Source organism: Peribacillus acanthi (assembly GCF_003073175.1).
Taxonomy (GTDB): Bacteria; Bacillota; Bacilli; order Bacillales; family DSM-1321; genus Bacillus_BN; species Bacillus_BN acanthi.
In genome coordinates this window covers 61,411-74,091 of record NZ_QBBX01000006.1, presented here as the reverse complement: position 1 = coordinate 74,091, position 12,681 = coordinate 61,411, and the positions used below count along the sequence as shown (strand labels likewise).

At 36.9% G+C, this 12,681-nt stretch carries 13 protein-coding genes; 6 read left to right on the top strand and 7 right to left on the bottom strand.

Annotation, left to right across the window (positions count from 1 at the left end; genetic code table 11):
- Positions 1-14 precede the first annotated feature (14 nt).
- On the top strand, positions 15-1,259 hold the full coding sequence (locus DBX25_RS07700) for an NAD(P)/FAD-dependent oxidoreductase (RefSeq protein ID WP_157950911.1): 1,245 nt from the start codon (positions 15-17) through the stop codon (positions 1,257-1,259).
- A 160-nt stretch (positions 1,260-1,419) separates the two neighbouring features.
- Here DBX25_RS07700 and DBX25_RS07695 read toward each other — a convergent pair whose 3' ends face one another.
- The 3 genes from DBX25_RS07695 to DBX25_RS07685 all read right to left on the bottom strand — a co-directional run bounded on the left by DBX25_RS07695 (position 1,420) and on the right by DBX25_RS07685 (position 5,469).
- Positions 1,420-2,745 carry a (Fe-S)-binding protein gene (locus DBX25_RS07695; protein WP_108670202.1) on the bottom strand — a complete coding sequence of 442 codons (1,326 nt, stop codon included), beginning with the start codon at positions 2,743-2,745 and terminating at the stop codon, positions 1,420-1,422.
- Positions 2,742-4,154: a glycolate oxidase subunit GlcD gene (glcD, locus tag DBX25_RS07690; RefSeq protein WP_108670201.1), complete on the bottom strand. Its 1,413-nt coding sequence runs from the start codon at positions 4,152-4,154 to the stop codon at positions 2,742-2,744. Before glcD ends, DBX25_RS07695 begins: the two co-directional genes overlap by 4 nt.
- Positions 4,155-4,320: 166 nt before the next feature.
- Positions 4,321-5,469, bottom strand: a complete 1,149-nt coding sequence (locus tag DBX25_RS07685; protein WP_108670200.1) for a CdaR family transcriptional regulator — start codon at positions 5,467-5,469, stop codon at positions 4,321-4,323.
- A gap of 115 nt (positions 5,470-5,584) precedes the next feature.
- On the opposite strand from DBX25_RS07685, the gene DBX25_RS07680 reads away from it, so the two are divergent.
- The gene (locus DBX25_RS07680; RefSeq protein ID WP_108670199.1) at positions 5,585-6,940 is read left to right on the top strand and encodes a TrkH family potassium uptake protein; all 1,356 of its coding nucleotides are present in this window, start codon (positions 5,585-5,587) and stop codon (positions 6,938-6,940) included.
- 57 nt (positions 6,941-6,997) lie between these two features.
- Here DBX25_RS07680 and DBX25_RS07675 read toward each other — a convergent pair whose 3' ends face one another.
- Positions 6,998-7,468, bottom strand: a complete 471-nt coding sequence (locus DBX25_RS07675) for an Rrf2 family transcriptional regulator (RefSeq protein ID WP_108670198.1) — start codon at positions 7,466-7,468, stop codon at positions 6,998-7,000.
- Between the two features lie 156 nt (positions 7,469-7,624).
- Between DBX25_RS07675 and hmpA the strand changes: the two genes are divergently transcribed.
- Positions 7,625-8,848 carry an NO-inducible flavohemoprotein gene (gene hmpA, locus DBX25_RS07670; RefSeq protein ID WP_108670197.1) on the top strand — a complete coding sequence of 408 codons (1,224 nt, stop codon included), beginning with the start codon at positions 7,625-7,627 and terminating at the stop codon, positions 8,846-8,848.
- 153 nt (positions 8,849-9,001) lie between these two features.
- Here the strand turns inward: hmpA and DBX25_RS07665 are convergent, their stop codons facing one another.
- Positions 9,002-9,349, bottom strand: coding sequence for a DUF3905 domain-containing protein (locus DBX25_RS07665; protein ID WP_108670196.1), 348 nt, complete (start codon positions 9,347-9,349; stop codon positions 9,002-9,004).
- Positions 9,350-9,497: 148 nt separating this feature from the next.
- Here DBX25_RS07665 and DBX25_RS20815 point away from each other — a divergent pair, with 148 nt between their 5' ends.
- Entirely contained in the window at positions 9,498-9,656 is a 159-nt protein-coding gene (locus tag DBX25_RS20815) for a hypothetical protein (RefSeq protein WP_170110122.1), read from the top strand.
- Entirely contained in the window at positions 9,656-9,820 is a 165-nt protein-coding gene (locus tag DBX25_RS20525; protein ID WP_157950910.1) for a hypothetical protein, read from the top strand. The genes DBX25_RS20815 and DBX25_RS20525 overlap by 1 nt, the downstream gene beginning before the upstream one ends.
- A gap of 48 nt (positions 9,821-9,868) precedes the next feature.
- Here the strand turns inward: DBX25_RS20525 and DBX25_RS07660 are convergent, their stop codons facing one another.
- Positions 9,869-11,629 (bottom strand): B12-binding domain-containing radical SAM protein, encoded by a 1,761-nt coding sequence (locus DBX25_RS07660; RefSeq protein WP_108670195.1) that lies wholly within the window; start codon positions 11,627-11,629, stop codon positions 9,869-9,871.
- A gap of 169 nt (positions 11,630-11,798) precedes the next feature.
- Here DBX25_RS07660 and DBX25_RS07655 point away from each other — a divergent pair, with 169 nt between their 5' ends.
- Positions 11,799-12,245, top strand: coding sequence for a GNAT family N-acetyltransferase (locus DBX25_RS07655; RefSeq protein ID WP_240620207.1), 447 nt, complete (start codon positions 11,799-11,801; stop codon positions 12,243-12,245).
- A gap of 82 nt (positions 12,246-12,327) precedes the next feature.
- Here the strand turns inward: DBX25_RS07655 and DBX25_RS07650 are convergent, their stop codons facing one another.
- Positions 12,328-12,678, bottom strand: a complete 351-nt coding sequence (locus DBX25_RS07650; RefSeq protein ID WP_205685190.1) for a winged helix-turn-helix transcriptional regulator — start codon at positions 12,676-12,678, stop codon at positions 12,328-12,330.
- Between the last annotated feature and the right edge of the window lie 3 nt (positions 12,679-12,681).

The window sequence follows — 12,681 nt, the reverse complement described above, 5'->3', positions numbered from 1 at the left end:
GTAGGGGAATGAAAATGGATTTAAAAGATGGAAAAGCTTTATGGCCCAATATTTATAAACCATATACTGGATTCAGCCCGCTGGAAGAAGATATAGAATGTGATGTATGTATAATCGGCAGTGGGGCATCCGGAGCGCATGCAGCCTATTTTTTGGCCGATACTGGTTTAAGGGTGGTAGTTGTTGATAAACGTGGAATAGGCGAAGGAAGCACTAGTGCTAATACAGGCTTGCTTCAGTATTCTAATGATAAAACTTTAACGTCCACCATCCAGAGCTTTGGAGAAGAAATTGGTGTTCGTCACTATCAATTGTGTTTTGATGCCATTGAAATTTTGAAAAATAAAGTCGTTCCAAGCTTTGACGAAAATCCTGATTTTATAATTAGGAAAAGCTTGTATTTAGCATCCTCTGAAAAAGGAAAGCCGTTGTTGGATAAAGAATTTGAACTATTTAATAAATACGGTTTTCCAACAGAATATTACGATAAGGATATGATTGAATCAAAGTTTGGATTTTCCCGATGTGCAGCTTTAGTTACTCATAATGATGCAGAAGTCAATCCATATCGACTAGTTCATTCTTTATTGCAGTATGCCCATACTAGGGGCACTCGAGTTTATCCTCATACTCGCATCAATGGTAAGAAACTGGGGAAGGATCAATCCATCCTATACACCGAAAACGGAAATGAAATTAAAACGAAATATATCATTTTCTCAACTGGTTATGAAGCACAGGAGGAAAAGCGTGACCCTAATGCCATGATTGTTTCTTCTTATGCAATCGCAACCAACTCTCTAAAAGAAAGTGATATGTGGTATGACAAAATGATGATATGGGAAACTGATCGACCTTATATGTATGCAAGAACAACAAAGGATAACAGAATCATCATGGGTGGATTGGATGTGAAAACACCATTTCCTGAGAAACGAGAGTCGATGTTACTAAGGAAGCGTGATATTTTGCTTGAAATGATTGGTAAGTACTTTCCGAAACTATTAGGAAAAATTGAAGCAGAATACTACTGGGGAGCTTTTTTTGGAGAAACACATGATGGTTTGCCTACAATAGGTATGTATGAAGACTATCCGAATAGTTACTTTATGCTTGGCTACGGAGGAAATGGAACGGTCTACAGCATAATTATGGCGCAAATCATACGTGATTTAATCACTAAAGGCTCAAACAAAGATCTTGAGATGTATTTAAAAGAAAGACCAGCCTCAAAAGGATCAGTTTTAAGACATGAGTAAAATGAGGCTAGCACTAAGAAAAAATGATAGTGTTATCCTCATAATGGTTAATACTTTAATTTGGCATTAATTGGCAGTAAAGAGGTATGGCGGCGCAGTGGCCAATTTTAGGAATAAAGGATAAATGCAACAAGGCTTTCGCCAGCGAAAGCCTTGTTCTCTATGGAGTAATTGCTTCAACTAAAAAATCCACAATATGAAGGGCACGGACCTTTGCACTCAATCCTTCTCTTTCGATCCCTAGTTTCATTTGTAATAGACATCCCGGATTAGCAGTAATGACTGTATTAGCGATAACGGCTTTCGTTTTCTGCATCTTGTCTTCCAATATTTTCATCGACATTTCGGATTCAACTATATTATATATCCCGGCAGATCCACAACAACGGTCTGCATCTTCCATTTCCCTAAACTCGATACCATTTATGGAGTTTAGAAGTTGACGAGGTGCCGAGGATGTTTTCATCACATTTCGCAAGTGACAGGAATCTTGATACGTAACAATCTGATGTGGTAGTGACAATGAGTATTTTTGATGTAAATTCATTTCCATTAACATTTCGGAAATATCCTTTATTTTTGACACGAATTCTTGCGCTTTTTGCTGCCATTCTGGTTCATCATCCAATAAATGATCATATTCAACAAGGAAAGCTCCACAGCCACCAGCATTAGTGATGATGTAATCAACTTCCAACTCTTGGAATGCTACAATATTCCGTTTGGCTAATTCCTTTGCACCTAATTTCTCACCACTGTGACTGTGCAAAGCCCCACAACATGCTTGAGTCTTAGGGATAACGATTTCACAACCCGCTAATTGTAATAGCTTTAATGTATTATTGTTGGTCTCTAAAAACATCGTATCCATCAGACAGCCTGAAAAGAATGCCACACGTTTTTGTTTTGCACCAATGGGTGTTAGAAAATCAGGGCGATTTTTCATATCTTGCATGGATGGGACCTGTGGTAGAACTTTTTCCATTTGGGCAAGGTGTTTAGGGAACAACTTCATAAAGCCAATTTTTCTAACGGCTGTTTGAAGGCCAGATTTTTGATATAAACCAAGCAAACCGGTCATAGTCCTCATCCGATCTTGATTTGGAAACAATCCATCAAAAACAGCTTTTCGAACCAGCTTTGTTGAAAATGAGTGTTGTTTGTTTTGGTGGATGATATCCCTTGCTTCCTCTAATAGGTGGCCATATTTGACTCCCGAGGGACAAACAGGCTCACATGCCCTACATCCAAGACACAGATCTAAAGACCGTTCAACATCCTCGTCAGGTGTAATAATACCATCTACAATTGCTTTCATTAGAGCTATCCGACCTCGGGGGGAATGAGACTCTTTAAAACCAGATTCAATGTAGGTAGGGCACGATGGCAGACAAAATCCGCATCTCATACAGTTTAATAATTCATCTTCATTCATTCGTTCCTTGAATTGGTCCTGGATGATTTGCTTTTCTTTGACTGTCGTCATTTCGTTAACACCACTCTTTTACGAGTTTCTTTTGCAAATACCTTACCGGGATTCATAATATTATTGGGATCAAAACTCGTCTTAATGGCACGCATGATGGTCATGCCTTCAGCACCGAGCTTCCATTCTAAGTATGGAGCTTTCATCATCCCAACTCCATGTTCTCCAGTAATGGTTCCTCCTAGATCAATCGCAGCTTCAAATATTTCAGCGAATGCTGCCTCCACTCGCTCCATTTCGTCATGATCCCTTGCGTCAGTAGGGCAGGTAGGATGAAGGTTACCATCGCCAGCATGTCCAAAGGTACAAATCTTTACATTGTATTTTTCCGCAATTTGATTAATAGCAGCTACCATTTTGGCAATTTCGGACCGGGGAACGGTAGCATCTTCTAAAATGGTAGTAGGTTTAAGTCTTGCAAGAGCAGACAACGCATTTCTTCGAGCTGTTCGAAGTCCTTCTGCTTCGGCTTCGGAACTCGCAACCTTAACTGATATTGCCTTTTGCTCCTTGCATATATCTGCCATCCTTAACATATCTCGCTCCACAACCTCTAAAGGTCCATCTTGTTCTATTAGCAGAACGGCTTTGACATCAGTTGGCAAACCAATTTGAGCATGGGCTTCAACAACTTCAAGAGTTGGCTGATCTAAAAATTCAAGTGTAGCAGGGATAATTTTGTTTGCAATAATCTTTGACACAGTTAGTGCTGCAGCCTCTAAATCTTGGTATAGAGCCAGCATGGTTTTCTTCGTTTCAGGCAATGGAATTAGTTTTAAGGTCGCCTCAGTGACAATTCCTAGTGTGCCTTCGGAACCAACCATTAATCGTGTAAGGTCATAGCCGGCAACGTCTTTGGCTAGCTTTCCTCCTGTACGAATGATATCTCCATTAGGAAGTACAACTTCAAGTGCCAATACATAGTCTCTCGTTACTCCATATTTCAATCCGCGAAGGCCACCGGAGTTTTCGCTAATATTTCCAGCAATAGTGGATATTTTCATCGAGCTTGGATCGGGTGGATAGAATAATCCTTTTGCTTCGACTGCTTTTATCATATCCAAGGTTATGACTCCAGGTTGTACAGTGACGGTCAGATTTTCTTCGTCAATTTCAAGAATATGGTTCATGTGCTTGAAAACTAGGACAATGCCTCCCTCTGTTGGAGTGGTACCTGCACACAAGTTTGTGCCTGAACCTCTAGGAACAATCGGAACTTTATGGTCATTGCATATCTTAACTATCCGAGATACCTCTTCGGTGCTTCTGGGACAAACGACGGCATCTGGCATTGCTTGAAAATTAGGAGTAGCATCATATGAATAAACCAATCTTTCAACCTGTGTATCACTATAATTATCAGGACCAACAACGTTTATTAATTGTTGCTTAATATTTTGCAACAGCATTACATTCCTCCTCATTCATGACATAACATTGTTTATTAGGAAACTGCCATAGGGCTGCTGGCGAAATCTTAATCTCACTTTATTACTAAAATTGACCAATACGTCAAAATTACTTCTATATTGCCATTTAAACTACTTAAAGTATAAAAAAAACAGATGAAACTAACTATGTAGTTTCATCTGAATAATCGAGTTGTATTGGTTTTATTTTTGTATCTTTATCCAATAATTGAATGGCGATATACAGTGTGGCTAAATCTTTTATATGTTTTGGATTTAAGTTACATATGTCTTCAATTTTTTTAAGTCGGTAATGCAAAGTATTAATATGGATATTAAGATTTGATGCTGTTTTTTTCAGTGAAAGATTATGATGAAAATAGCTTCGTAAAGTTTCAATCAATTCCTCATCAACATTTAGAGGGGAGAGTGTGCGTTCTAAAAATTCATTTCTAGTCGTGAATTGGATATCGTCTAGTAACATCTCTAGAGTTAAATCCTCATCCATAATTATAGAATGGTTAGTACTTGCAACATTTAATGCCCTTTCAGCTTTTTGGAACGAAAGTCTAACTTCTATTGGTGGTACGATTGGTCCAATACCAATCGAGATGGTAGTATTCAATTTTTCTTCGAGATAGCCTTTAAAAGCATCCATACGATTTTTTACACGATCCTGTTTAGGGTATAGAGACGCAATTAGTAAAACAAATCGATCGTTTCCCCATCTTACTATCAGATCTTCTTGTTCTTGAAAAACCCATTGAGAAATTTGACGCCATAAGTGTCTATCGACATTACCTATTCCATCTACTTTCCCAATAACAACTTGTCGATTGACCTGTAAATTGATTTGTAAGAGGCTTGCTCTATTTACAAAAGAGTCATCCCACTCCTTTTGCTGAACCCAATCGAACACAAATGATTCAATCACCCGAATCCTACCTTCATCTTGTTCCATAAGATAGTTTTCTTGAATCATAAGTTCTGTCATCTTTTTTACTATCTCCCCATAGGAAGCCACTTTTTCTGGCAAACCAGTAATTCCTAGAACACCAACTACATCATGATTGACAAAGATAGGTAAATTAATTCCAGCTTTCACTCCCGTAAGTCTTTTCTCATCTTCAACTGTAATGATACGTTTTTGTTTGTCTTTAGAAACTAAATAAGCACCTTCATGAAAGGAACCTATTCTCTGCTTATCCGAACTAGCTATTATCGTTCCATCAATATTCACGATAATCAGCTCTTCATCCAATAATTTCCTTACATCATGGATGATTTTATTAGCTAGTGATTGGGGTAAAAACATACAAACCTCCAAAAAACCATTTTTTTCATTATATAACTGTCATCATGACATGGACAAACCCTATTGTGATTCATTACAATGGAAGAGATGTTTTCGTTCGGAAAGGATTAGTGATATGTGGAAAAAAACAAAGGAAATAGTAAATAAACTAACTCCAGCACAAATGATCGTCATTTATTATTTCCTCGCCGTTACCATTTCTACCATCATGCTAAGGATTCCATTAGCGTTGAACCCCGGTGTTAAACTTGAATGGATTGATGCATTATTTGTAGCGGTCAGTGCGGTTAGTGTGACAGGATTATCTACAGTGGATGTATCACAAACATTTAGTGTGCCAGGTATATTTATATTAATGTTTGTATTACAATTTGGTGGAATTGGTATTATGACCCTTGGAACCTTTCTATGGCTCATTTTTGGCAAGAAAATCGGCTTCAAGGAAAGACGGTTAATCATGGCTGATCAAAACCAAGCAACTTTTTCAGGCTTGGTTGATTTATTGATACAATTGCTTAAAATCATTCTCCTAATTGAAATAATAGGTGGGCTGGTATTAAGTTTTTATTTTTTACGTTATTTCCCAGATTGGAAGGAAGCATCTTTACATGGTATATTCGCCTCCGTAAGTGCAACTACTAATGGTGGATTTGATATTACAGGAGCTTCACTAATTCCTTATGCAGACGATTATTTTGTCCAGTTCGTTAATATCATTTTAATAATTTTGGGAGCCATTGGATTTCCAGTATTGATTGAACTGAAAAGGTTTTTATTTGAACGTCCGGCAGATTATAAGTTCCGTTTCTCCTTATTCACTAAATTAACATCCATGACATTTGCCTTCTTAATCATAGGAGGAACTATTCTTATCTATCTATTGGAAAGGGAATATTTCTTTTCGGATAAATCTTGGCATGCTAGTTTTTTCTATTCACTCTTTCAATCAGTGTCCACTCGAAGTGGTGGGTTATCAACTATGAATGTCTCAGATTTCACTGAGCCAACTTTACTCTTATTAAGTGGATTAATGTTCATTGGAGCTTCTCCTAGTTCAGTAGGAGGGGGGATTCGAACTACTACTTTCGCTCTGAATTTGTTATTTCTATATCATTTCGCCCAAGGAAACAAGAGCATAAAGATATTCAAAAGAGAAATCCATGAGGAAGATATCAAAAAATCATTGGTCGTATCCATGATGGCTATCATCATTTGTTTTTCTTCAATCTTGATTCTCATTATAACCGAACGATTTACCCTAATTGAAATCATTTTTGAGGTTTGTTCTGCATTCGGTACGACCGGAATGTCGATGGGGATTACCTCGGATTTAACGACATTTGGCAAATTTGTCATTATGGTTTTAATGTTTATTGGTCGTGTAGGAATCATCTCATTCCTGTTTATGATCGGTGGTAAAGAAAAGAAAATTAGCTATCATTACCCTAAGGAAAGAATTATTATTGGGTAATCCTGTTTATTTTGTCTATTGAAAAGGCCCGATTCAATTATGAATCGGGCTTTAAAATTATGTTTCACTAATAAGAGGAACCAGTTTTTCTTCTGCCGGCTTTTGTAAAAATTCTTTCAACACAATCCTATTTTCGACGACGTCCTCTAAAGTATAAGCGTCTAGTACATGTAAAAAGGCTTGCTTTGCTTGAAAGAATACCCCTTTTAAATTACATACTGGTGAAATGGCACAATGACTATGATCCTTTGAAAAACATTCTACGATATGAAAGTCTTCTTCCGTTTGCCTAATTAGTTCTCCTAAATTAATCTCCTTTGGAGCTTTTGCAAGTCGAATGCCGCCATTTCTACCTCGGATCGTTTCTATATATCCTAATTTTCCAAGATTATAGATGATTTTCATTAAATGGTTTTTGGAAATTCCGTATACATGGGCAATGTCTTTAATATTATTTAATCGTTCATGATGAATGGATAAATAAATTAGTACTCTTACTGAGTAATCACTATAACTAGTTAGTCGCATAACAATCCCTCATTCCTAGATTAATTATATAGTAACATAATCATAGATATGTGAAAAATAAGTGAACACTTTCTTCAAGCCATTGATTATTGTAACATTCAATCCTATACTAAAGATGTATTTAAAATACCACTTTAAAAGTTGAGGCGAAATCATATGTTATCTCAAAAAACGATTGATATTGTGAAATCTACTGCACCGATTTTAGCTGAAAGAGGAACTGAAATCACTTCTGTATTTTATAAAAACATGTTTACTAGTCATCCTGAATTATTAAATATCTTCAACCATGCAAACCAAAAGCAAGGTAGACAACAAACTGCACTTGCAAACACAGTTTATGCTGCGGCAAAATATATCGATCAACTACATGTATTATTGCCTGCAGTAAAGCAAATCGCTCACAAACACCGAAGTTTGGTCATTAAACCAGAACATTATCCGATTGTTGGAGAGAATCTACTTGGAGCGATTAAAGAAGTTCTTGGAGATGCAGCAACTGATGAAATCATTGGAGCATGGGCGGAAGCTTATGGAGTTATTGCTGATGTATTCATAAGTGTTGAAGAGGAAATGTATCAAGATGCAGAAAATAAAGATGGTGGATGGCGAGAATTCAAAGAATTTAAGGTTATTAAGAAGCAAAAAGAAAGCGAAAATATTACATCATTCTACTTACAAACGGTTGATGGTTCAACTATACCTGATTTTAAGTCTGGACAATATATTACAGTGCGAGTTCAAATTCCAGGAGAAACCTATTTAATGAATCGACAATACAGTTTATCGGCTGCTCCTGGGGAAAATTATTTCCGAATCTCGGTGAAAAGAGAGAAATTGGAAGGGACTCCAGATGGCAGGGTGTCCAATTTCTTGCATGACTTCATTGAGGAAGGCAGTATTTTAGAAGTGACTGCCCCAGCTGGTGATTTTATTCTTCTAGATAATAGTGCACCAATCTACTTCTTCGCTGGCGGTGTAGGAATTACACCATTCATGAGCATGTTGAATGATCTTAAGAAGAAGTATCCTAATAAAATCGCAACACTGATCCATTCGGTTAGAAATAAAGAGCTTCATGCTTTTGAAAAGGAAGTTGAAAGTGTAGCTAATGTAATGGAGAAGCTAGGATATACCTTCTTATATGAGAATGCAGAAGGTAACCTTGATAATCCAAACGTTCAAGAGGGAAGAGTAACAAAACAAATGCTACAAGGTATGGTATTAAACGAACAAGCACACTATTATGTATGCGGACCTGTTGGATTTATGAAATCCGTCATTTTATCGCTTAAAGAACTTGGAATTCAAGAAGAGAACATTCACTTCGAATTCTTTGGGCCGTCGATGAACCTAGAAGCGGATACAGTAAAAGCATAAAACACAAAAATAGGATGCCTCTTGTGGGCATCCTATTTTTCACTAATTAATTTAGGTGAAAAGTATAAGCACAACTAGCAAGTTGCCGAAATAAAAATATTTAGCACGCTTTTATCAAAATAGTTCTTTCAAATAGAATTTAATGCCTTCGATTTAATCCACGTCTTTACCCGTATCATGGGTAGGATGCATAAAAGGAGCAGCTTGTGGGTTCCGTTTTTCTTCAAGTAGCTCTCTATTTTCCTCAGTGTTCCACCCAATATCGTTTGTTGGGTGAATCCACTGTTCACCAGCCATTATCTCAGGATCTGTATTTACTGACCAATTCTCTAGTGGTGAATTTTCAGATGCATATAAGCTGTCTCCAATCACTACATTATGAATGTTAGTGAAAGGTGCTTCCATTTTTATCCCTGTCCCTTTAAAACTTGGTGCGTTGATTTGATGAGGCAAAGTTTCATCTATAAAGGGGATTTCTAAATTTTCATCTTTATCTTGCATTTGCTTATCCTCCTGTCAGCTTTTGTACTCTCTGTTTTCTGTTAGCTTTTGTTATATTTCAAAAAATATCCTATCTTCACCATGAATAAAGATGCCCCTAAAAAACTCAAGCTAAGAATCCATTCTTCAAAATTTAGGAGGCACTTTCATGAAAAGAAAAGCCCAGTTTAACGCTGCAGAAAAAACGGCAAAAACTCCAAAGAAGAACCTAGCTGAAGCAGAATTTTCCACAGAATATACAGTTGGAGAAGATCCAATGAAGGGTGCGAACCGCAACTCTAAACAAGGCAGAAAAGGTAGAGGATAATGAGTAAAAATCGTGGCAATTCAAACGAAAACGATGTTTTGTCAAATATTAGAGAAGAATTTGGAACAGAATTGGTGGGCGGAATGAACGCTGCAAAAATGTATGATCTGTTCCAAATGACAGGAAAGCCTCAAAAAGAAAAAGAAAATAAACAAAAGCGATAAAAATAGAGGATGCGGTATATAAACATCGCATCCTCTACATGTGTTTAATTATATGGTTACAAATGCTTTTTTAGGGGTAGAGAATACTTTTGCTCCATTTCCATTAGGGTCAAAGTATACAAGCATCAAAGAAGGCTCCTGATCGACTGTCGCTTCTTCTAAATAGCTTCTCATATTAATGGATGTTTCATCTAGTACAGTGTGTTTATATAGATCTTTTTCATGCAAACCTAACTTCGTAAATTCACTTCCAAGCATGTCTGGATTTTCAAGGATTGCTTGATAAAGAATAGAGCGATCCTGCTTTTCCATGTCTTGATTCCACCAAGGTTTTCTAGGCTTATAGCGCTGATTTGAAAAATAATCTAATTTCATTAAATCAAATACAGTTTCAAGCTCATTAAATCCACTCTCTTGAAGGAATTGATATAGACGTCTGAACAAATCCTCAAGCTGGTGTCCAATTCGGGACCAACCTTTTTCTTCCCAGAAGGAACCAAATGATTGGAAGAAATCGAATGGAGATGGAAAACCGATAGTCGTTAAATACTCAATGGTATGATCCATGCGATGATCATTCCAATATTTCTCCAGTACATCTTCAACTTGTTTGATTCGTACAATGTCATCAAAAGACAAAACATTATTGCCAAGTATTTCATAGGGAGCATGATCTGAATAGATATAGCCGTGATCTGAAGCTCGTAAGCGAAGTCCAGTCCCTCTTAGCATTTTTAAGAATCCAAGCTGTAATTCTTCAGGACGTAATTCGAAAACATCATTAAATGTTTTCTTAAATGTATTGTAATCCTCCAAAGGTAACCCTGCGATTAAATCGAGATGCTGGTCGATTTTACCTCCGTCCTTTACAAGTGTGACGGTTCTAGTCAGTTTCGCAAAGTTTTGTTTCCTCATGACAAGTTCGTTCGTAGGATCGTTCGTGGATTGAACACCAATTTCAAATCGGAATAAGCCAGTTGGTGCATTTTCATTTAAAAATTCAATAACCTCAGGACGCATAATATCAGCTGTTATTTCAAATTGGAATACTGTCCCTGGATGATGTTCATCAATTAAGAATTGGAACATCTCCATCGCGTAACTTCGGCTAATATTAAAGGTACGGTCTACGAATTTGATAGTTTTTGCACCATTCTCCATCAAATAACGAATATCTGCTTTTACCTTTTCTCTATCAAAGTATCTTACGCCTACTTCAATTGATGATAAACAAAATTGACAGCTGAACGGACATCCACGGCTTGTCTCGATATAGACGACACGCTTAGCAAGCTCAGCTCGGTCTTCCTCGAATCGATAAGGCGTTGGAATATCCTTAAGGTTCAATTTATCAGATTGAGGTTGGATGACGGGTTTGCCATCCTTGATATAAGCTATCCCACTCACTTCTTTTAGTTCTCCATTACCAGACAGATACGTTAAGAGCTGTTTAAAAGTAAGCTCACCTTCACCAATAACGATGTAGTCTACATCGGTTAGCTTTTGAATCCACTCTGCCACATCATAGGTCACTTCTGGTCCACCTAAAACAATCGTTAAATTAGGATTAATTTTCTTTAACATTCCAACGACTTTAAGGGTTTCTTCAATATTCCAGATGTAACAGCTGAAGCCAATAACATCTGGCTTCTTTGAAAAAAGATCGCTTACGATATTCATGACAGGATCTTTAATCGTATATTCAGCTAAATCCACTTCGAATTCTGGTGCGGCATATGCCTTCAAATAACGAATGGAAAGACTTGTGTGTATATATTTAGCATTTAAGGTTGCAGCAATAATTTTCATAGTTGAATCTGCTAATCTCCTCTCGATTCACTAATAAATCTAACAAATCATTCTACCATAATTAGTCTCAATAAAAAAGTAGAGTCGGAGTAAATTAAGGTTTTCCTAGAAATGGAATTCTAATTGTCGTACAATTATGTCATTAATGAAAGAGGATGAGGTGACGTTTTTGACAGTAACTCTAGTGCAAATTAACAGGGATAATTGGGAGGAAGCAATCAGTTTATCTGTAAAAGAAGAACAGAAAACCTTTATGGCTTCCAATTTATATTCGATTGCAGAAGTACAATTTTTGAATGATTTCCAAGCTATGGGTGTGTATCACGGGGAAGAAATGATTGGGTTTACAATGTTTGGAATAGACCCGGATGATGGAAACTACTGGATCTATCGACTTATGGTCGATGAAAAGTTTCAAGGGAATGGATTTGGGGCTCAAGCAGTGAAAAAGGTTATTGAATATATTAAAACCAATAATGAAAGTCAAATCCCATTTATAATGATAGGATATCAACCGAATAATCAAGGGGCAAGAATGACATATAAAAAAGCTGGATTTAAGGAAACGGAAGTAGCTCCTTGGGGAGAACAACTAGCAACCTACCCCTTACTATAAAGAAAGAAGAGAGGATATCCTCTCTTCTTTCTTTGTTAGATTCTCACTATTCCTCGGGGGGAGAGTATAAATGTCATTATGATTAAGCAGTAGGGGACTTTTTTTCTTCTTCATCTTTAAGCATTTGCATGTGTGATTTCCCCCAGGCGCTCATTAATGTTAATAAAGGGGTAACGCTTGTTCCGTATTCAGTTAATGAATATTCCACCCTCAATATTTTTTCTTTATACTCCATTCTGTTAATTAATCCATCCTTTTCAAGCTCATGAAGGACTTGTGAAAGCATTTTTTTTGAAATTTCAGGGATTAGCCTAATGAAATCACCATAACGATAGGTTTGATGACTCAAATGCCACATTATTCTAGATTTCCATTTTCCCCCAACTGCATCCACAGTCGCTTCTACCGGACAATAGTATTTTTTTTTGTTCAATTA

Bases quoted from the DNA above. Each gene is read 5' to 3' on its own strand.
- hmpA (WP_108670197.1), top strand. From the start codon at position 7,625: ATGTTATCTCAAAAAACGATTGATATTGTGAAATCTACTGCACCGATT.
- DBX25_RS07675 (WP_108670198.1), bottom strand. From the start codon at position 7,468: ATGCGACTAACTAGTTATAGTGATTACTCAGTAAGAGTACTAATTTAT.
- DBX25_RS07680 (WP_108670199.1), top strand. From the start codon at position 5,585: ATGTGGAAAAAAACAAAGGAAATAGTAAATAAACTAACTCCAGCACAA.
- DBX25_RS07695 (WP_108670202.1), bottom strand. From the start codon at position 2,745: ATGACGACAGTCAAAGAAAAGCAAATCATCCAGGACCAATTCAAGGAA.
- DBX25_RS07665 (WP_108670196.1), bottom strand. From the start codon at position 9,349: ATGCAAGATAAAGATGAAAATTTAGAAATCCCCTTTATAGATGAAACT.
- DBX25_RS20815 (WP_170110122.1), top strand. From the start codon at position 9,498: ATGAAAAGAAAAGCCCAGTTTAACGCTGCAGAAAAAACGGCAAAAACT.
- DBX25_RS07700 (WP_157950911.1), top strand. From the start codon at position 15: ATGGATTTAAAAGATGGAAAAGCTTTATGGCCCAATATTTATAAACCA.
- DBX25_RS07685 (WP_108670200.1), bottom strand. From the start codon at position 5,469: ATGTTTTTACCCCAATCACTAGCTAATAAAATCATCCATGATGTAAGG.
- DBX25_RS20525 (WP_157950910.1), top strand. From the start codon at position 9,656: ATGAGTAAAAATCGTGGCAATTCAAACGAAAACGATGTTTTGTCAAAT.
- DBX25_RS07660 (WP_108670195.1), bottom strand. From the start codon at position 11,629: ATGAAAATTATTGCTGCAACCTTAAATGCTAAATATATACACACAAGT.
- glcD (WP_108670201.1), bottom strand. From the start codon at position 4,154: ATGCTGTTGCAAAATATTAAGCAACAATTAATAAACGTTGTTGGTCCT.